Raw genomic sequence first — 20203 nt, 5'->3', positions numbered from 1 at the left:
CATGACTACCATATTAGATACAATTCTTGATCAAAAAAGACGAGAAGTGCAAGAACTGAAGGAGATATCATTTTCACTTGATTCCCAATATTCCATTCATGCTGAGAAAAAACGCTTAAGTGAAAGGTTAAAGGACGACCAGCAAATCACTATCATTTCTGAAATCAAAAGAGCCTCCCCATCTGCCGGGCGGATCGCTACTCAGGTAGACATAATGCAACAAGCTAAGATGTATGAACAGCTAGGGGCAGGGGCTATTTCGGTGCTAACGGATACTCCATTTTTCAAAGGTTCATTTACTGATTTGCAAGATATACGATCTATAACAAACGTACCATTGCTATGTAAAGATTTTATTATCGACGAAATCCAGATTGAATACGCAAAGTATATGGGCGCAGATGTCGTTTTACTAATTGTTGCAGCTCTGTCACCTGCCCAATTACAAAACTTATATCAGAAAGCGATCCAGCTTGATTTAGAAATCATTGTGGAAGTGCATGATGAACAGGAATTGGAGAGAGCATTCGATATTGCTCCACAGATCATTGGGATCAATAATCGTAACTTAAAAACGTTTGAAGTGGATGTAACGACAACAGAAAGATTAGCTAAACGTCTACAAGGATCATCTACACTGATGATCAGTGAAAGTGGGATTCGTACCCGGGAGGATGTTTTACGAGTGAAGAAAGCAGGGGTTCAAGGGATTTTAGTAGGAGAAGCGTTGATGAGATCTTCTTCTTTAGAAGAGACATTCTCTCATTTTCAGGTGTGATCATATGACAAAAGTGAAAATATGCGGCATTACAGATGCAGAAACAGCGAGATTTGCCTGTGAATTTGGAGCGGATGCACTTGGATTTGTCTTTGCGAAGAGTAAGCGACAAGTTTCTCCTATTCAAGCGCAAGCAATTATATTGGATCTCCCTAGTTCTATAAGAAAAGTCGGTGTGTTTGTGAATGAAAAAATAGAAAACGTGAAATGGATATTTTCTAAGTGTGGATTGGATTACGTTCAGCTTCATGGGGATGAGAGTAATAGCTATATAAAGTCGCTGGATCTTCCGGTTATCAAAGCAGTGGGAATTGGTTCAAAAGCAGATGTGGAACAAATCTCCTCTTATGAGGCTGACTATCTATTAGTGGACAGCCCGAAAGGTACTACGTATCAGGGAGGCAATGGCGTTACATTTGATTGGGAGTTGTTAAAAGATCTAGATGAATCTATCAGAAAACGATTGATTGTGGCTGGTGGATTAGATGAGCAGAACGTACAAAAGGCAATCTGTGAAATACGTCCTTATATAGTAGATGCAAGTAGTAGTTTGGAAACCGATGGAAAAAAAGATATGACCAAAATAGCGAGATTTATTGAAAAAGTAAAGAGGTGTTCGTAAATGATTTCCTATTCATATCCAGATGAAAAAGGTCACTACGGTCCTTATGGTGGTCGCTTTATTCCAGAAGTATTAATGCAGTCTGTGCTGGAATTAGAACAGGCTTATCATCAAGCGATGCAAGACGAAGAGTTTCAGCAAAAGCTGCAATATTACTTAGAAACCTATGTAGGTAGACAAACTCCATTATATTTTGCCGAGAATTTGACCCGCCATCTAGGAGGAGCAAAAATCTATCTCAAACGGGAAGATCTCAATCATACTGGTGCACATAAGATTAATAATACTGTTGGGCAAGCACTTCTTGCTGTACGAATGGGCAAGCGAAAGATTGTAGCTGAAACAGGTGCAGGACAGCATGGTGTAGCTACAGCAACCGTATGTGCTCTCTTAAATTTAGAGTGCGTCATCTTCATGGGAGAAGAAGATATCAAAAGACAGAAGTTAAATGTATTTCGCATGGAGCTTCTAGGAGCCAAAGTAGTAGGTGTTTCTAGTGGAAGTGGGACTTTAAAAGATGCGGTGAATGAAGCACTTCGGTACTGGGTCACTCATGTAGAAGATACTCACTATATTATGGGTTCTGTATTAGGACCGCATCCGTTTCCACAAATGGTTCGAGATTTTCAAAGTGTAATTGGAAAAGAAACGAAAGAGCAATATTTGTCGATTGCAGGAAAACTGCCTGATGCCATCGTTGCTTGTATTGGGGGTGGCAGTAATGCGATGGGGATGTTTTATCCTTTTCTTTCCGATACAGATGTGAAATTGATTGGTGTAGAAGCAGCTGGTGCGGGACTTCATACACCAAAACATGCTGCAACGTTAACTAAAGGAAAAATAGGTGTGCTTCATGGTTCGATGATGCTGGTATTACAGGATGAAGAGGGTCAGATCAAGGAAGCTCACTCTATTTCTGCTGGCTTAGATTATCCGGGAGTTGGTCCGGAACATTGTTTGCTAAAAGATATGGAACGCGTGGAATACCAAGCGGTGACCGATGAAGAAGCATTAGAAGCTTTTCAGCTACTAGCGAAAAAAGAAGGAATCATCCCTGCTTTAGAAAGCTCTCATGCAATCGCTTTTGCTCAGAAGTTGGCGGAGAAAATGAGCCAAGATCAAGGGCTTATTATCTGTCTTTCTGGTAGAGGAGATAAAGATGTGGAAAGTGTGAAACAAATCATTTAAGGGGGGATACTGCATGGGAAGAGTAAGATTAAATCAAATATTACAATCATTGAAACAACGAGGAGAGAAGGCATTTATTCCGTATCTGATGGCGGGGGATGGAGGAATAGAAAAATTAGAAGATCATATCCGCTTTATGACGGAAGAAGGGGCAACTCTGATTGAAATAGGAATTCCCTTTTCCGATCCGATCGCAGATGGACCCACTATTCAGCGGGCAGGAAAACGATCATTAGATCATGGGACCACGATAATGGAGATTTTCCAGACTATAAAGCGAGTACGTACTTACTCTTCCATTCCTTTGGTTTTCATGACCTATTTAAATCCAATTCTCGCATTTGGGAAAGAGAGGTTTGTGCAGCTTTGTGTAGAGGCGGGTGTAGATGGAATGATTATTCCTGATATACCCTATGAGGAAAAAGAGTTAATCGCTCCTGATCTTCGTGTAGCTGACATAGCTCTCATTCCTCTGGTTACTTTAACTAGTCCGCTTGAGCGAATCGACAAGATTATCAAGGAAGGAGATGGATTTGTCTATGCAGTGACTGTCACAGGAGTAACCGGATCACGTACTGCATTTCAGAAAAAAGTATATACCTATTTACAACAAGTGACGAAGCGATCGAATCTCCCTGTGTTTGCTGGATTTGGAATCTCCAATCCAAAGCAAACACAAGAAATATTGGCTTTCTGTGATGGAGTGATTGTAGGGAGTAAAGTGATTGAAGCGATAGAGGAGGGAAATAAAAATGATATAAAAGAGCTGATCCATGCTGTTCGACAGTTTCCAAATAGATACCCACAACATTCTGATGCGCGACAAAAATAATGAATCCTTCTAAAATATTCGGATGAGGTGCATAAGGATATATCAAAGAGAGGAGGGTAATACACAATAGATACCTAAATTAGAGAAATAATGTAGTCTCACTATGAACTGTTAATAAGAGGAGAAAAAGAATCCATCAATGGAAAACATCATTAATCTTACGTAAAAATAACTAGCTGATTTTTTATTATATATGGCAATCGTACGTCCGGTCTTTATATGGGGAGGCCCTGGGGGTCACGAGAACATGCTTATGTGTTGTCCAAAAGTGGAAAACTCCCATTTCCACCAAAGGGAGAAATATTTCAGATGGATTGAAAAAAGACAGTCATTTCAACATGGCTGTTTTTTTGTGTAGATTATATATGATAAGGTGATACTCGATTATCGTCAGGATAACTAATAGGAAAAACAATAACAGTTGAAAAGAGGATGGAAAATGGTTCGAATCGGCGTTGTTGGAACGAATTGGATTACAGATCGATTGTTGGATGCAGCAAAGGATATAGCGGATTTTCAACTTACCGCAGTTTATTCTCGTACTAGTGAGAAAGCAAAAGAATTTGCCAGTAAATATGGAGTTACCAATCTATATACCGATTTAGAAGAGATGGCAACTAGTCAGGAAATCGATGCGGTATATATTGCCACTCCCAATTCCTATCATGCACAACAAGCAATTTTGTTTTTAGAAAATGGCAAACATGTTCTTTGTGAAAAGCCAATGGCTGCTAATGCATCGGAAGTAAAAAGTATGATCGAAACCGCAAAGCATCATAATGTGTTGTTAATGGAAGCGATGAAATCCACATTCCTTCCCAACTTTAAAGTAATACAAGATAATTTACATAAAATTGGTCCTATCCGTAGGTATTTTGCAAGCTATTGTCAGTATTCATCTCGTTATGACAAATACAAAGAAGGAATCGTACTAAATGCTTTTAATCCCACCTTTGCGAACGGTTCATTAATGGATCTGGGTGTTTACTGCCTATATCCCTTGATCACACTATTTGGTGCACCAACAGAAGTGAAGGCAACTAGTATGATGCTAGAGTCAGGTGTCGATGGAGAAGGTAGTGTTTTATTAAAATACGATAATAAAGATGCGGTCGTGATGTATTCCAAAATCACCAACTCCTACTTACCGAGCGAAATTCAAGGGGAAAAAGGTAGTATGATCATTGATAAAATCCATACAGCTGAAAAAGTAGAAATTCGCTACAATGATGGCACGGTAGAAGTATTAACAGTCGATCAACCTCATCCGACTATGTACTATGAAGTGAAAGAGTTCGTTGATCTCATCAACCAAGGAAAAATCGAATCGAGCATTAACACATATGAAAACTCCTACACGACCATGCAGGTAATGGATCAGGTACGGGATCAGATCGGTCTGGTATATCCAAGTGATCATAAGTGACCTAAAGTGGAGTAACATAGAAATAGAATGCGCAAAAGCAGCCAAATAACTGGCTGCTTTTTTTGGAGTGGATTGTATCGATAGATTGCAATATTTAAATCATGTATCCTATAGGACCAGTTGCGATAGTATCTGATTCTTCGTGAATAGAGGACGATTTCGGAAAAGGTACAAGTGTATCGTGTAATTCTCGTATTACCACAAGTATTTTATAGCTTACTCCTACCTTTTGATCTTCCTGATACAGTACCACCTATGGATAATCTGTCTATTTTTCGAATTAACAAAAATCACTTTCTCCTAGTTCTATCATCTCTAGTAAGTCATAGACTGTATTAGAAGATTAGGAGAAAGGGCGATATATTAGATGCAACCAATCGTTCGTGTCAAAACAAAGTCAAGCAAACCTCTCGATCAAACAAGCATCTCCTCGTCCCAAACGACGGAGCCAAAATCGAATCTAGTAGGAAACAGCAAGATAACAAAAGAGGAAAATTTAAATAGACCATTAACCAAGCCTTTACTCAATCAAACAACAAGCAACGAAACGAAAAATAACAAACCACGTACTTTTCAACAAGCAGCAAAAGAATACTCTTTTCAAAAAGTTTTTTCCTTAGAAGATTGGAAACAAGAAGATGTGATCCAGTGGCGATCGCCAGGAAATCCGTTTGCCTCTTCTAGGAGAAAACAACCGAAGAAACCTTGGTGGCATCTAGCTCTCTCTATTGGCGGTGCTATTATGATCGGATCGGTGATGGGTTTTTCTATCTTGGAACTATTTTTTAATGAAGAGAAACAAGTTTCTCCAACTGCCATTGATTCCCATCTGATCAAAACCAAACAAGTAGATGAGAAACCAAAGACAAATTCGTCACCTACTGCTCCTTCTACCGTGCAAAGTCCTGTTGATCTAGCGAAATACGATCTCCCATCACTTCAATTAGCGATAGTCCAAGCCGGGAATTATCAAGATAAAGAATCAGCTCAGAAAAACGTATCCGTTTATCGTACAAAAGGGTTAGCAGCACTGGTATCAGAACAGGCTCCTTATCGGATCTATTTAGGGATGGGAATCAACCGAGATGATGGACTGAAGTTAAACCAGATTGTTCGTTCTCTTGAGATCGAGGCATCTCTGCAAGATTTACATATTGAAGCAAAGGGATTGACTGAGAAGAAAAAAGAGGTCTCTCGTTCCTTAATCCCTGCTATACAAGCAGGAAATGAGTTGTTCCAAGAACTTGCCAAACTGACAGTTGACTCGATGTCAAGCGATGGTTCCCAGATCACCTCATTTGCTGCAGGACAAGATTGCTCGAAGCGTCAACAAGAGATAAATACGAAGATAGAAACAGCAAAGAAAGATCAATCCAAAGAATCTCAGGAAGCACTATCGGAAATGACAAAATCAATTGATTTGATGCTACAAAGTACAATGGCAGCACAAAAGACACCCAATTCTGCATTATTATGGCAAATTCAAGAAGGATTGCTCCGCTATGCAGTGGCGTATGAGAGACTAGTGAAAACCTTACGTTAACAGAACATGACAGAAAATTTGTTTCTTGTTGAATCCTGTCCCTTTTGTTAAAATAAACGTAACTGAGTCAGAAATTTTCCGCACCTACGTAGCTTAGGTGCTTTTTTCCTTGATATGGGGACTTTTTTTCTGAGTAATCCCTAATTTGGAGATAATAGGAGAAAACGAACAATCGTAGGTGAAACACAATGAAATCTTGGAAGTTAATCCTCGCATCCGGTTCTCCCCGTAGACGGGAACTACTTCACCAACTTGAGTTGGAATTTCAGGTTATTACGAGCGACGTGGAAGAACACGTTGATCCAACGTTAACGCCAGACCAAGTAGTACAAGCCCTTGCGCTTCAAAAGGCAGAGGCTGTCTCGTTTGAACAAGAAGTGGGTACTGTTACAGTTGGAGCCGATACAGTAGTGGTTTTAGATGGTGAGATCTTAGGCAAACCCAAAGACAAAGCAGAAGCCCATGAGATGTTAGCTAGATTATCTGGACGTAGTCATGAGGTTTATACAGGTATCGCTGTTGTTGTAAAAGGGTCTGATGAGACAAAGAGCTGGACACGCGCTCGTCGGACAGAAGTTTGGATGCGAGATTTGGATGATGAAAAACGAGAATGGTATGTAGAGACAGGCGAGCCAATGGATAAGGCAGGCTCTTATGGTATTCAAGGTTATGGCGCAACTCTGGTGGATCGTATTGAAGGATGTTATTTTAATGTAGTTGGTTTCCCATTGGCTCTCTTTGATGAATTGCTGGAAGAGATTGGATTACCTGTAATAAAGACGTTTGGCAAGAAATAAACACATGTTAGAAAGCTATCTTTGTATTCAAATGATCTGTGAGATTAGAAGAAGATCCAACAAGAATCAACATCCAGACCCTTCTTCATATTCCTAAAAGGAGGAAGATGTTTGGAATTGATGATTCGCGATGTACCATTACATGAAAGACCTCGAGAGAAGTTGATCCATGATGGGCCTGAGACACTAGGCAGTGTCGATTTGATCGCCTTGATGCTCCGTACAGGTACTTCAGGTGAGAGTGTACTTACTCTCGCACAACGAGTTATTAACCAGACAGGCGGGCTCCGTGGGCTTACCAACACCACGCTTCAGGAATTACAAGAAATAGATGGGATCGGCCCAGCTAAGGCTGTTCAGCTATTGGCTGGTGTCGAACTTGGTAGGCGAATTAGTAGACTTCCACCTGAAGAGCGTCCAACGATTCGTCAACCAGGTGATGCAGCTCGTCTTTTAATGGATGAAATGCGTTTTCTCACCCAAGAACATTTTTATTGTCTTTATCTTAATATGAAAAACCAAGTGATAGCCAAAAAGTGTTTATTTGTTGGAAGTTTAAGTAGTTCCATTGTTCACCCACGTGAGGTTTTTAAAGAAGCAGTACTTTGTAGTGCAGCCTCTATTATTTGCTTACATAATCACCCTAGTGGTGATACAACTCCAAGTCGTGAAGATCTAGAAGTAACGGAGCGTCTGATCGAAGCTGGTAAGTTAATGGACATTGAAATATTGGATCATGTCATTATAGGGGATCAACGATACTATAGCATGAATGAAAAAGGTCTAATTTCAGGATAAATCTGATTTTGGATATTATTCACCTTTCATTGGTAATAGAAGGAAAAAGGCGAGCTATAGCGAAACAATACTTTGGAGACGGGGTGGCTCAGTATGGGAAAAGTGCTGAAGTCAGGTGTTACCATCAAAGGAACCAAAGACGGACTCTTATTTTTTCTTGACGATACTCGTCCTTTTTCAGAAGTCTTGCAGGAGTTACGGTATAAACTTACGAACTCTGGTAGCTCTCAAATCTGGGATGGACCAGAGATGAGTATCAAGATTATGTTGGGAGAGCGGCAGATAAGTAAACAAGAAGAGATCGGTCTACGGGACATTTTTTCTTTGCGAAATAACTTAAAAATTCATAGCTTTGAGACAGATAATGGAAAACCGTATCTTCTAGAACCTAACATAGGGATCCAGATGCGTGCTGGGACGGTTCGTTCGGGTCAAGTTTTGACTCATCGTGGTGATCTATTACTATTGGGAGACGTCAATCCAGGTGGATGTGTCGAGGCAACAGGTAGTATCTATGTTCTAGGTTCCTTACGAGGGCTTGCTCATGCAGGAGTAGGTGGCGATGAGACAGCGATCGTGGCAGCTTCTGCTTTTCGACCGACTCAATTGCGTATTGGCGATATCATCTCGCGTCCACCAGATGAATGGCGAGAGCTGGAGATCGGTATGCGATTTGCCTATGTCGTTCAAAAACAAATCGCAGTGGAAAAGATTGCTCATCTCAGCCAAATACGTCCAGACCGAGCGTGGAAAGATAGCTTGCGTTTTGGTGGAGTCTGAAAACGATGTCAGCCTAGCAGGATCGTATTTCAAAGAAAGGAGGGAGAAGTGTGGGGGAAAGTATCGTAGTCACTTCTGGAAAAGGTGGTGTTGGCAAGTCTACGACTACAGCCAACATTGGCACTGCGTTAGCTTTGATCGGGAAAAAAGTAGTATTGATTGATACCGATATTGGATTGCGAAATCTAGATGTGTTGATGGGACTCGAGAATCGGATTGTGTATGACATTATTGACGTGATTGAAAGCCGTTGTGATCTAAAACAGGCTCTTATTAAAGACAAGCGGTTAGACAATCTTTATTTATTACCAGCAGCACAGACCAAAGATAAGAGTGCAATTGCCGCCAATCAATTAAGAAGGGTAATCGCTGACCTAAAAGAAGATCATGATTATGTGATAATTGATTGCCCTGCTGGAATTGAACAAGGCTTTCAAAATGCCGTTGCGGGAGCAGATCAGGCGATTATCGTCACAACACCAGAAAATACCTCAATCCGAGATGCAGACCGTGTGATTGGGCTTCTCGAAAAAGAAAACGTGGGAACTCCGAAACTCGTGATCAATCGCTACCGCAGTCAAATGGTGAAAGAGGGAGCAATGATGGATGCTGATGAAGTAGTCTCTGTGCTCTCGATTGATCTATTAGGTGTTATTCCTGATGAAGAGAAAGTGATCAAAGCAGGCAACACTGGAGAACCGATCGTATGGGATTCGACTTGCAAAGCAGGTAAAGCATATCGAAACATCGCCAAACGGATTCTAGGAGAGATGGTACCGCTTGTTACGTTGAAGCAGGAGCCTACCTTCTTCTTACGAATGAAGCAGTGGTTGGGTTTTGCATAATGAAAAGAGCAATTTACTAAAAAAGAGTCCGGTTAACGGATGATTCTAGTAGATTGCTTTTTTTGTTTCGTTCTTTTTTTCGAGATCCTTTCATATCTTGTACCAGAAAATCTGACAAGTTGAGTTAGGAAAAGGTGTGAAAAAAATGAGGGATTTTCATCAGGAAGAAGAATGGAAACAAAATCGGAAATTAGACGAATGGGATTCTGATAAAGTAGATGACTTAGATGACCTAGATCCGGAAGACTTGCTTCAAACAGATGATTATGATCCAGAGGAGATGGAAGTAGGGGAGAAGTTACCAGAATTAACTGTCACAGAAAAAGAACGTGGGACGGCTTTTTCGAAACGGCCTAAAATGTTGATTCGTGCTGTTATTGCAGCAGCATTATTGTTAATCACTGTTTTGTTATTCCAGTATCCTCTCAACGCCAAACTGAATGAGTTAGTACAAAATACGTTTGAGCGAGACACAAACTTTGCGATGGTGCGTGGTTGGATGGAAAATGCAGTTGGTAAAGGAAACCCTACAATGTTACCAGCTTTTGCTCCTCAGAATGGAAATTCGATGCAAAATGCGACTCCGGTCCAAACACAACCTATTGCTCCTGTTTTTGATTCTCCTGTACAAGGAAATATCTTAGCTGGTTTTAGTGATAAAAATCCTGGAGTTGTCTTGGAAACAGCAGGAAAAGCCCCGGTAAAAGCAGCGGCAGACGGTGAGGTAACTCGAATTGGAAAGGTAGATGACTGGGAGAATGTAGTTGTTTTAAGGCATGTAGACGGTTCTGAAACATGGTATCAAGGGATGGAGGATGTAACAGTAACGGCTAATTTGAAAGTGAAAAAAGGCGATCTGCTGGGGAATACGTCCGAAAATGGTGGGAAATATCTTGTCTCGATCTATTACTATCGAGATCATGAATTGAAAAATCCTGCTGATGTGATTCCGTTTGCTCGCTAAGCTTCCTTGGGAAAATGTGCGCTTTCAGATCCATCCCAGCTTCTGGATCGTGATCGCGCTCTCTGTTTGGACTGGATACTTTTGGGAAATCCTCACCTTGTTTCTCGTTGTTCTTCTACATGAATTGGGGCATGTCACGGCTGCTTGGTCATTTGGTTGGAAAATTCGATCCATTGAGTTACTCCCCTTTGGTGGAGTAGCTCAAATGGATGAATGGGGTACTGCACCAGCACGAGAGGAGATCGTGGTAGCTCTGGCCGGTCCCTTTTACCACATATACATGATTTTATTCAGTCTTTGGTTTTATCAGATGGGTTGGTGGGACTATACTTGGACTGAGTATTTTGTGTTGTCTAACATCACGATTGCACTTTTTAATATGTTGCCCATTTACCCATTAGATGGAGGAAGAGTGGTACAAGCTCTCTTGAGTAAGCTTGTGCCATACCAGCGATGTATTGCAGTTAGCCTTTATACCAGCCTTTTCTTATCTATCGTAGTACTTGTATTTGCATTTACGGTATTAAATGGAATCAGTATCATTCCATTGGTGATTATTGGACTTTTTTTGGTGTTCTCCAATTGGCAAGCAATTAGTCAGCAGCAATATCCTTTGTGGAGAATGCTCTTTCAGCGGTATCAAAAAGGGGCACCCGATACCTTACCGCATCAAGCGATTCAACTAATGCGGACAGACTCTTGGGCCAAGATTCTTCCCCAATGGCGCAAAGAACGGTATCATATTGTCCAAGTCTTTCATGAGAATGGAAAGTTAATGGCGATCTATCCTGAGGAGAAAGTGTTGGAACGGCTTTTTCAGACAAGGAAAAAAGGGGCATAACTGGTGATACAAAGAATTCCTATAAGGTAATCTGTACATGAATGGAACAAGGATGTAAGATTTATTTAGGAATGAAGCAGTTTTTCAGGAAAGCCGGATGATCTCATGAAAAAAATAATGATTGGAGTATGAAGGTTTTATGAGCAAAATAAATAAATCACTACATACCGACGCAATGAACGTACTATACGCAACGAGTCGAACATTTTTTATTCCAATCAATGGTTTGCCGTCCGAATTGAAAGAAGCCGTAGCCGCTTCCTATCTCTGCATGAGAGCAATTGATGAGATAGAAGATCATCCTGATCTTACAACAGATGTAAAAGTGAACTTATTACAATCTGTGAGCAAGTTTTTGCAAGGATCCCCAAATGAACAAGAAGTTTTGGAGGATATCTTTTTCCCATATCAATCTCAATTACCTGAAGTTACCTTGCGATTAACAGACTGGATTCAGTTTTGTCCTTCATCCATTCGTCCAACTGTCTGTCGTTATACTGCCATCATGGCGGAAGGGATGGCAAAGTGGGCAGCCAAAGGGTGGCAGGTTCAAACCGAAGAAGATTTAGATGAGTATACCTATTATGTTGCAGGTTTAGTAGGGTTAATGTTGAATGAGATTTGGAAATGGCATGATGGTACGGAGTCCGATGAGAAATTAGCAGTCGCTTACGGTCGAGGATTACAAGCAGTGAACATTCTTCGCAACCAAAATGAGGACGCCACTCGTGACGTTAACTATTTTCCAAAGGGATGGACATTCGCTGATATGATGAAATATGCGAAACGTAACTTAGGATTAGCTGATATCTACACGGCGAATATTACCAGTCCTCCTATATTAAAGTTTTGTAAGATCCCGCTGGCGTTGGCTCATGGAACAGTCGAAGTAATGGAATCTGGAAAAGAGAAATTAAGTCGATTCGATGTAATGAAAATTGTAGGTAGGGCAATTAAAGGACTTTAGAATTTGATCTACAAGAACGCTCCAGTACAAGTTCGAGATTTTCATATGTTGTGCATTTTGGAGAAAGGTATCTTCTGTAAGCTGTATATTAGGAAAAAGACATGGTTTGTATCAAGATTTCACCTAGAAAAGAAAAAAGTAGAAAGATAAAACTCCCCTAATCCTAGCATTTTTGCTTAGAAGGGGAGTTTTTGCTATATATTCGATCTACAAGATTACTTCACGTCATAGATATTTGGTACTTGCATAAAGGTAAATCCTAATATTGCGCTCCAGAATGCAAGGCTCACGATCATCCAACCAATGACCGATTTACGAGAGCTACCAAGAGAGAATGCGAGGAATGCGGCTACATCCGTTCCTACCAAGAAAGGAGAGATGATCGCTAACCCTGGAACACCATACTTCTCCCATAGGTTCCGAGCTCGAGTCTCTTTCTTGGATGGAGTGGTGATTCCTTTTGCAGCCCGACGTTTATCTCTCCAACCACGGATTTGCTGAAAGAAAAAGGCTAGGATGAGAACAAAGGCCAAATTACCTAAAAATCCAATAATCATTACCCAAATAGGAGATAAACCTAATATAACTCCTAGTGGAACTACTACCGAAATATCAATTACAGGGACTAATGAAATAAAGAAAAGCAAGACATACTGCCAAATAGTACCATATTGTTGTAGAAAATCCTGCAAAAATTCTAACAAAAAATTTCACCTCTTCAAAAATGTAGGGCTTCTTTTATAGATATAGAAGCCTTTTTAAGTATATCACTGAAACACTGTTGGAAAGTTAAACACTATCTAAACAATAAAAATAATAATGCTACATCCCTTCATTTCCCTTTTTGTGTAAGAATGATTTGGTGTAAAATAGATAAGGGATTATAAGGGGAATATACAGTGATATATTTGCCATCACCATCTAATAATCAAGTATGAAAAGATGTTATTCTCTTGGGCTTCCTTTTGAAGCTTTTTCTTGACCCATATTATCCTTTGTGTTAAGATATTCGTTGTATTTGTGTATAGATACCGCACAAGTGGGGACATCTGATAAAGGCATAAGCCTTCCTACACTTGGCGAGTCCTGTTTAAGAGGAGGGAAATTCATGTACGCTTTGATCGAAACCGGTGGTAAACAATACCGCGTACAAAAAGACGATGTGCTTTACATCGAAAAACTGGATGCGCAAGCTGGAGAAACAGTTACGTTTGATAAAGTACTTCTCGTAGGTAAAGACGGGGAAACCGTTGTAGGTAAGCCTGTTGTAGATGGTGCGAATGTAACTGCAAAAGTTCTCGACCACGGACGTGGCAAAAAGATTACGGTCTTCAAATATAAACCGAAAAAGAACTACAAGAAAAAGCAAGGTCATCGTCAACCATTCACAAAAGTACAAATCGAAGGCATTAACGCCTAATGATTCGAATTACGGTAGAGCGGGATCGTGACGGTTCGGTTTCTCGTGTCACGGTCAAGGGTCATGCCAACTACGGTGAACATGGACGAGACCTAGTCTGCGCTGCTGTCTCTGGTATTACGATTGGCATGGCAAATGCGATCGAACAGCTAACAGACACTACTCTTCATCAGCCGGATGATGGAGAGGGAAAAGTGGATTTGCGTATTCCAGAGGATGTAGAGGAGACAACACATCAGAAACTGACGTTGCTGCTCGAAGCGACGTTTCTCGCTTTAAAGAACGTAGCGGATGAGTATCCTGCTTACGTAAGTTTAACTTAACTTAGAAAGAGGTGGAAACTATGCTAAAACTAAACCTGCAGTGCTTCGCTTCTAAAAAAGGAGTAGGTTCGACAAAAAACGGTCGTGACAGTATCTCCAAACGCCTCGGCGTGAAACGTGGAGACGGCCAATTCGTTCTTGCTGGTAACATCTTGGTTCGCCAACGTGGAACCAAAATCTACCCAGGTGAAGGCGTACGTCGTGGTGGCGATGATACCCTTTTTGCAGTAGTAGATGGTGTTGTTCGCTTTGAGCGTCTCGGTCGCGATCGCAAAAAAGTGTGCGTATATCCAAAAGCTCAACAAGAAATTGCAGTTGCACAAGCGTAACTATGAACACATGGCGACTTTCTTCCGATGGAAGAGGTCGCCTTTTTCTTTTCCTTGTAAGAACACTCCCCTATAATGAGAGAAGGTACAAAATTTTCCGTCTAAGGGGATTCGATTCGTGCAAATGGATTGGAAACGATATACAGTGATTGTTCCTATCTTGGTACTTGTGATAGGTTGGATTTATCAACCGTGGGGAATCAAAGGAAACTATCTCTTTGGGATCTTTACGATCGGGATGATCATTGCGACGATCTCGTATAGTAAGAATCAAGTTGCAAATGAATGGAAACAAAAACAAGCGAAAATGATTCAAGATTTGGCTGCTCAAAAGCGGCATGACTGGATGAATCATGTACAAGTTCTCTTAGGGTATACTGCGATGAAGCGACCAGATCGAGTGCAGCATTATTTGGAGAGATTGGTGGAAGAAGCACATCAGGAGAGAAGATGGACTGAATTTACACTGTCGGAGCTTGTCTCTTTTTTAATCTTGATACCGTATACATATAAACGTTGGAAATGGAATTTACTCGCAGTGGGGGAACTGAAGATGGTGTCCAAACCAGTTCAACAGCAAGTTCTCCGTTCACTTCCTGTTATCATTGAAACGGTTCAAGAAATGGGTGCAAATCATCATGATTGGGAAACAATAGAATTAGGTTTTGTCCAAGAAGAATCGAAAATGATTATTACATTGGAAGTTTTAAATGCTGAGGGAGAGCCGATTCATCTCTTTCCAGATGAGTCTAGCTGGAAAGATTTTTCCACGCAAAATCGGAATCTAGTCGATCATATGGAGCCGTTTGATGAGCGTCATGGACTTCATATGGAATGGGATGAACTCCGAAAATCTTGAACAGACTCGCTTCCTAGATCAAGATTTTCTCTGTTGGTGTTACTATGGAAATCTTGGTCAAATATGCTGTCGTTTTACAATTTTCTAGGGGCAACCCGTACTTAAAGGTGTGAAAATAGATGTTTGTTGATAAAGTAAAAGTGTTTGTTAAAGGAGGAGACGGCGGTAACGGCATGGTCGCATTCCGACGCGAAAAGTACGTTCCAAACGGTGGTCCTGCCGGTGGAGACGGTGGTCGTGGTGGAAATGTGATCTTTGTAGTAGAGGAAGGACTCCGTACGTTGATGGATTTCCGCTACCAAAAACATTTTAAAGCACAACGTGGGGAACATGGACGCTCCAAAGCACAACATGGTGCAGGAGCAGATGATATGATCATTAAGGTTCCACCGGGTACTACAGTGCGTGATGCCGAAACAGGAGAATTTATCGCTGATCTTACAGAACAAGGACAACAAGGAATCATCGTAAAAGGTGGTCGTGGTGGACGTGGAAATATGCGGTTTGCCAACCCAGTCAATCCAGCTCCACAAATTGCGGAAAACGGTGAACCTGGTGAAGAACGCTGGGTGACTTTAGAGCTGAAGTTGCTAGCAGATGTGGGCTTGGTAGGCTATCCATCTGTTGGGAAATCAACGTTCCTTTCTGTGGTTTCTGCTGCAAAACCTAAAATTGCAGCTTATCATTTTACTACTTTGGTACCTAATTTGGGAGTAGTTCGAGTAGATGATGGTCGTAGCTTCGTGTTAGCCGATCTGCCGGGATTAATTGAAGGAGCACATGAAGGGGTTGGCTTAGGACATCAATTTCTCCGACATGTGGAACGAACCAAAGTAATTATTCATGTAATCGATATGGCAGGCTCGGAAGGTCGCGATCCTTACCAAGATTATCTGCAAATCAACGAAGAGCTAAGACGATATCGTCCCGATCTAGAACATCGCCCACAAGTGATCGCAGCTAATAAGATGGATCTGCCAGAAGCGGAGGAGAATCTGGAAATCTTCCGTGAGGAACTTGGAGATAACGTTATGATCTTCCCGATTTCGGCTGTAACCAGACAAGGTCTTCAGGGACTTTTATACCATGTTCTTGATTTGTTGGAACAGGTAGAGAAAGAGGAAGCAGAACAGCGCTCCGAATTGATCGCAGAAGAGACAGCAGATGAGGATCGTAAAGTTTATCGAGCCAAACGAGAAGAAGAGGAAGTACCGTTTACCATTCGTCGGGAAAATGAGGTCTTTATTGTAGAAGGTGCTCGTATCGAGAAACTGATCCAGATGACGAACTTTCAGTACCAGGATAGCATTATGCGTTTTGCGGATACGATCAAAAAGATGGGTCTAGAACGAGCACTCCGTGAAAAAGGTGCCGATGAAGGAGATACGGTACGAATCGGGGAGATGGAATTTGATTTCACCGAGAATATGTATGGCGATGAAGACTAAAGCGAAAGCCGCTTCCTAGATAGGAGGCGGCTTTGTTTGTTGGATTTCCAATGCTTATAATTCTATGTTTTCTTGTAATTGACTGGCAATATGCGGGACTTGAGGTGCCATGATCAAAAATAGCTCCTCACAGCTGATGGAGAGCGCTGTTTGTGGAATGTTGATTTGTGCTGGTACCATATTTTGATTCATGCGAGAAAGGCTCTTTTTCCATCCTTGTGTTCGCTTTGTAGCGAAATCAGGATCTTTTGTCTCGATACCTAAAAATTTCTGCCCCATGTATTCATATACATACATATCTTGGATCTCGTTCCATTCAATTTTTCCAATACTTACATAAGAGGTATTTTCATACAAGTAGTCTTTTTCTACTATTAGAGCAGGTTTTTTGTTAAATAATCGAGAGGCTAGGAAAGCAAAACACATACCAAAAAAAGCTATCGAAATGATACCGACTATTTTGTAAAGGATGCCTTCCGTAAAAAGAAGAAAAAAACCGACTACAACGAAAATAAGAGAGAAGAATAAAAGTTTTCCTAATGATTTTTTGCTTGGATAAATGATATAAGGGAGATTTTCATTTGGCATGGACAGGTTGTCCACTCCTTTCGTATGTATAAGAATGATAAAAACTCTTAAGAACAGTATATCGAACCACGATGTTCTTTTCTTTTGGAAATGATTACCGTTAGTAGATCTTGATGGTTCCAAAGAAAAAGAGAGAGCTCCTAAAATGTTAGTAGGAGCTCTCTCTTTTTATGAGAGTAGACGGTCTTTTTGGATTAGTAAAAGAAGGTTCTCACAACCTTCTTTTACTAATTGATATGTCTCCTCGAAATCCCCAGTAAAGTATGGGTCAGGCACTTCTTGATACGAACTGTCAGCCAATAGGTCTACAAATCGCATCAATTTGGGGTGATCAGATCCAACTAGTTGGCGGAGATTTCGAATATTGCTGTTGTCCATGCCGATCACATAATCAAATTCGTCAAAGTCTTGAATGGTTACTTGACGAGCTAGAAGTCCTTTATACGGTATACCTACTTCAGTTAACTTTTGCTGGGTTCCATGATGAGGCGGTTTGCCAATATGATAATCTCCAGTCCCCGCTGAATCTGCTTCGATTTGCTCTGTCAAACCGGCTTTTTCTACCTCATGTCGAAAGACTGCTTCCGCCATTGGGGAACGGCATATGTTTCCTAGGCAGACAAAAAGTACTTTTATCATTTAAAACTCCCCTTATCATGTTGAACTTATCTTGGTTTACTTGGAACGTTGAAAAAATGAATCTACTGCTTTTCGATGAGTCTCACTCTCCCATAACCTAGAGCAGACATCTGCTTCGATCGGATAAAGTTGGGACAAAGGGATACCATTTGCTATCTGTTGTCCCAATTGTTTATATAGCTGAATAAGAGGCTGTGGTGATCTTGCTAGACGTTTTGCAAATGAAAGGACATTTTTATTAAAATTTTCATTTGGTAATAGTTGATCTACCAATCCTAAGTCATAAGCCTGTTTGCTTGATATTTTCTCACCTGTTAATAAGAGAGGTATTGCTTTAGATGCGCCTACTTTTTGAATTAATCTACTTCCTCCACCCCAAGCAGTCGAGATTCCCAGTCTAGATTGGATATAGCGGAAACTAGCGCTTTCCGATGCGATACATATATCACAACTGGTTACCAGTTCACATCCCCCGCCAATCGTAACACCCTCCACAGCGGCAATTGTGAGCTTATTCAAAGATGCGATTTTTTCCATCAATTCGCCTATGCTTAGAAGATAAGGGTAGACTTCTTCTCTATTTTCTACTAAATGTTCCGTCATATCCCCGCCTGCGATGAACGCCTCGTCATCCCCCTTAAATAGGAGGATCGAAATTTCCGAATCTTGGTTAAAATTTTCGATAGTTTCTTCTAATTCCATGAACATTTCCTTATTGAAAGCGTTTAGTTGTTCAGGTCGATGAAATTGGATAATCCCGATGTTCTTTTGTTTTTGAACCTGTAAAGTATTCATCTAAAGCACCTTTCTGTGGTTATTATATATTTTCATAATACCAAATAATTTGTTCCATCTATTATTGTTAAATTTTAATGATAGAAAGCCAGTTTATAAAAGTACATGAATTTACAATATAAAATTGATTTTGATTTTGGTATCTAATAAAATATTACTTGCCTCTAAATAGTAGTTTCCCGATATATTTAATATATATAAGGAGAGGAAATAGATATGAGCACCTTATTAAAGGGAACTCACAAGTTTCCGAATGGTTTATCTAATTTAGAGAATGTGCATGATTGGTATCGACAAATGCGTACAGAGACGCCTATCTCGTTCGATGAAAGTAGACAATGCTGGGATGTGTTTCGTTTTCACGATATAAAAAAAGTTTTAGCTGATCCAGATGCATTTTCTTCGAGAACATCTAGTCCGAGGGGAGATAGTATTTTAAGTATGGACAACCCGGAGCATGATACGTATCGTGGGTTGTTTGGTAATACATTTAGACCAAAAGAGTTGAAATCACTTTCCCATATTATCAAAAATAATGTCATAAGTTTATTAGATACATACCAAGATACAAAGGAATTCGATATAGTCAATCATTTAGGATTTCCACTGGCTATCAAAATGGTGGGTAATATCCTTGGATTACCAGATGAAGATTCAGAAAAACTTCAAACCTGGTCCAAGCAAACATTGCAAAGATCAGTTGGAGACACTGATGAAGATGCGAAACAAACTATGAAACAAATTATTAATACTTGGCGTGAAATGGATCAGTATTTCCATCCATTTCTAGAAGAAAAAAGAGCCAACCCTCAAAATGACATGATGTCTATGCTTGTATCGGCAACAGTTGAAGATAAGCCTGTACCTCTAAAACTACTATACGGATTATGTAGAACTATTATTATAGCAGGAAGTGAGACTACAGCAAATCTAATAGGAAATTCGATTGTTACATTGTTGGAACGTCCAGAACTTTGGGAAGAAGTGAGACAAAATACAGATTTAATTCCCAAAGTGGTAGAAGAAGTGCTACGTTATCGATCACCTATTCAATGTATAAACCGCATAGCAACAAAAGACGTAGAATTTGAAGGACACTTAATTAAAGAAGGGCAAGAGGTTGTAGTTTGGTTGGGATCTGCGAATCATGATGAAGAGGTGTTTTCAGAGCCAGATCAGTTTCGATTGGATCGAGGTCCAAACCCACACTTGGGACTAGGACATGGGATACATTATTGTCTTGGTTCAGGACTTGCTAGAATGGAAGCACAGGCCGCTTTAATCGAATTAATGACTCGATACCCAAGATTACAATTAACACAGCCATTAGAGCGGATTCCAAATTTTATCGTTTACGGTTATCTAGAAGTGAAGGTCTCTAAATAAGAAAAACACCGACATCGAGATGTCGGTGTAATTTT

23 protein-coding genes are annotated in these 20203 nt (G+C 40.5%); 19 read left to right on the top strand and 4 right to left on the bottom strand.

The window, feature by feature from the left end; translation table 11 throughout:
* Nucleotide 1: 1 nt before the first annotated feature.
* The 13 genes from trpC to VJ09_RS05215 all read left to right on the top strand — a co-directional run bounded on the left by trpC (nt 2) and on the right by VJ09_RS05215 (nt 12381).
* Nucleotides 2–778, top strand: a complete 777-nt coding sequence (trpC, locus tag VJ09_RS05275; protein WP_044640560.1) for an indole-3-glycerol phosphate synthase TrpC — start codon at nt 2–4, stop codon at nt 776–778.
* A 4-nt stretch (nt 779–782) separates the two neighbouring features.
* Nucleotides 783–1400, top strand: coding sequence for a phosphoribosylanthranilate isomerase (locus VJ09_RS05270; protein WP_044640559.1), 618 nt, complete (start codon nt 783–785; stop codon nt 1398–1400).
* 3 nt (nt 1401–1403) lie between these two features.
* A complete protein-coding gene (gene trpB, locus VJ09_RS05265; RefSeq protein WP_044641614.1) occupies nt 1404–2588 on the top strand; it encodes a tryptophan synthase subunit beta in 1185 nt (394 codons plus the stop codon).
* Between the two features lie 13 nt (nt 2589–2601).
* Nucleotides 2602–3420: a tryptophan synthase subunit alpha gene (gene trpA / locus VJ09_RS05260; RefSeq protein ID WP_044640558.1), complete on the top strand. Its 819-nt coding sequence runs from the start codon at nt 2602–2604 to the stop codon at nt 3418–3420.
* Between the two features lie 439 nt (nt 3421–3859).
* Complete coding sequence (locus VJ09_RS05255; protein ID WP_044640557.1) at nt 3860–4846, top strand: Gfo/Idh/MocA family protein; 987 nt, start codon at nt 3860–3862, stop codon at nt 4844–4846.
* 367 nt (nt 4847–5213) lie between these two features.
* Complete coding sequence (locus tag VJ09_RS05250) at nt 5214–6389, top strand: SPOR domain-containing protein (RefSeq protein WP_044640556.1); 1176 nt, start codon at nt 5214–5216, stop codon at nt 6387–6389.
* Nucleotides 6390–6577: 188 nt separating this feature from the next.
* Nucleotides 6578–7186, top strand: a complete 609-nt coding sequence (locus VJ09_RS05245) for a Maf family protein (RefSeq protein ID WP_044640555.1) — start codon at nt 6578–6580, stop codon at nt 7184–7186.
* 120 nt (nt 7187–7306) lie between these two features.
* The gene (gene radC, locus VJ09_RS05240) at nt 7307–7984 is read left to right on the top strand and encodes a RadC family protein (protein ID WP_044641613.1); all 678 of its coding nucleotides are present in this window, start codon (nt 7307–7309) and stop codon (nt 7982–7984) included.
* Nucleotides 7985–8077: 93 nt separating this feature from the next.
* The gene (locus tag VJ09_RS05235) at nt 8078–8764 is read left to right on the top strand and encodes a septum site-determining protein MinC (RefSeq protein WP_044640554.1); all 687 of its coding nucleotides are present in this window, start codon (nt 8078–8080) and stop codon (nt 8762–8764) included.
* Nucleotides 8765–8814: 50 nt separating this feature from the next.
* Nucleotides 8815–9609 (top strand): septum site-determining protein MinD, encoded by a 795-nt coding sequence (minD, locus tag VJ09_RS05230; RefSeq protein WP_044640553.1) that lies wholly within the window; start codon nt 8815–8817, stop codon nt 9607–9609.
* A 145-nt stretch (nt 9610–9754) separates the two neighbouring features.
* Nucleotides 9755–10573, top strand: a complete 819-nt coding sequence (locus VJ09_RS05225; RefSeq protein ID WP_044640552.1) for a M23 family metallopeptidase — start codon at nt 9755–9757, stop codon at nt 10571–10573.
* The gene (locus VJ09_RS05220) at nt 10563–11414 is read left to right on the top strand and encodes a M50 family metallopeptidase (protein ID WP_044640551.1); all 852 of its coding nucleotides are present in this window, start codon (nt 10563–10565) and stop codon (nt 11412–11414) included. The genes VJ09_RS05225 and VJ09_RS05220 overlap by 11 nt, the downstream gene beginning before the upstream one ends.
* Before the next feature lie 139 nt (nt 11415–11553).
* A complete protein-coding gene (locus tag VJ09_RS05215) occupies nt 11554–12381 on the top strand; it encodes a squalene/phytoene synthase family protein (RefSeq protein WP_044640550.1) in 828 nt (275 codons plus the stop codon).
* A gap of 215 nt (nt 12382–12596) precedes the next feature.
* Here VJ09_RS05215 and VJ09_RS05210 read toward each other — a convergent pair whose 3' ends face one another.
* Complete coding sequence (locus VJ09_RS05210) at nt 12597–13085, bottom strand: small multi-drug export protein (protein ID WP_407689971.1); 489 nt, start codon at nt 13083–13085, stop codon at nt 12597–12599.
* 404 nt (nt 13086–13489) lie between these two features.
* Here VJ09_RS05210 and rplU point away from each other — a divergent pair, with 404 nt between their 5' ends.
* From rplU to obgE, 5 genes are all read left to right on the top strand, one after another.
* Nucleotides 13490–13801, top strand: a complete 312-nt coding sequence (rplU, locus tag VJ09_RS05205) for a 50S ribosomal protein L21 (protein ID WP_044640549.1) — start codon at nt 13490–13492, stop codon at nt 13799–13801.
* A complete protein-coding gene (locus VJ09_RS05200; protein ID WP_044640548.1) occupies nt 13801–14124 on the top strand; it encodes a ribosomal-processing cysteine protease Prp in 324 nt (107 codons plus the stop codon). The genes rplU and VJ09_RS05200 overlap by 1 nt, the downstream gene beginning before the upstream one ends.
* A 20-nt stretch (nt 14125–14144) precedes the next feature.
* A complete protein-coding gene (rpmA, locus tag VJ09_RS05195; protein ID WP_044640547.1) occupies nt 14145–14453 on the top strand; it encodes a 50S ribosomal protein L27 in 309 nt (102 codons plus the stop codon).
* Nucleotides 14454–14577: 124 nt separating this feature from the next.
* The gene (locus tag VJ09_RS05190) at nt 14578–15312 is read left to right on the top strand and encodes a Spo0B domain-containing protein (RefSeq protein ID WP_230199132.1); all 735 of its coding nucleotides are present in this window, start codon (nt 14578–14580) and stop codon (nt 15310–15312) included.
* Nucleotides 15313–15431: 119 nt separating this feature from the next.
* Entirely contained in the window at nt 15432–16760 is a 1329-nt protein-coding gene (obgE, locus tag VJ09_RS05185) for a GTPase ObgE (protein WP_044640545.1), read from the top strand.
* A 54-nt stretch (nt 16761–16814) separates the two neighbouring features.
* Here obgE and VJ09_RS05180 read toward each other — a convergent pair whose 3' ends face one another.
* From VJ09_RS05180 to VJ09_RS05170, 3 genes are all read right to left on the bottom strand, one after another.
* Nucleotides 16815–17348 carry an STM3941 family protein gene (locus VJ09_RS05180; RefSeq protein ID WP_052807228.1) on the bottom strand — a complete coding sequence of 178 codons (534 nt, stop codon included), beginning with the start codon at nt 17346–17348 and terminating at the stop codon, nt 16815–16817.
* A 168-nt stretch (nt 17349–17516) separates the two neighbouring features.
* Nucleotides 17517–17987, bottom strand: coding sequence for a low molecular weight protein-tyrosine-phosphatase (locus VJ09_RS05175; RefSeq protein ID WP_044640544.1), 471 nt, complete (start codon nt 17985–17987; stop codon nt 17517–17519).
* A 36-nt stretch (nt 17988–18023) separates the two neighbouring features.
* The gene (locus tag VJ09_RS05170) at nt 18024–18782 is read right to left on the bottom strand and encodes an enoyl-CoA hydratase/isomerase family protein (protein ID WP_044640543.1); all 759 of its coding nucleotides are present in this window, start codon (nt 18780–18782) and stop codon (nt 18024–18026) included.
* Nucleotides 18783–18998: 216 nt separating this feature from the next.
* On the opposite strand from VJ09_RS05170, the gene VJ09_RS05165 reads away from it, so the two are divergent.
* A complete protein-coding gene (locus tag VJ09_RS05165; RefSeq protein ID WP_044640542.1) occupies nt 18999–20168 on the top strand; it encodes a cytochrome P450 in 1170 nt (389 codons plus the stop codon).
* Nucleotides 20169–20203 lie beyond the last annotated feature (35 nt).

This window comes from Risungbinella massiliensis (assembly GCF_000942395.1).
Classification (GTDB): domain Bacteria; phylum Bacillota; class Bacilli; order Thermoactinomycetales; family Thermoactinomycetaceae; genus Risungbinella; species Risungbinella massiliensis.
This window is presented reverse-complemented; position numbering and strand designations above follow the sequence as displayed.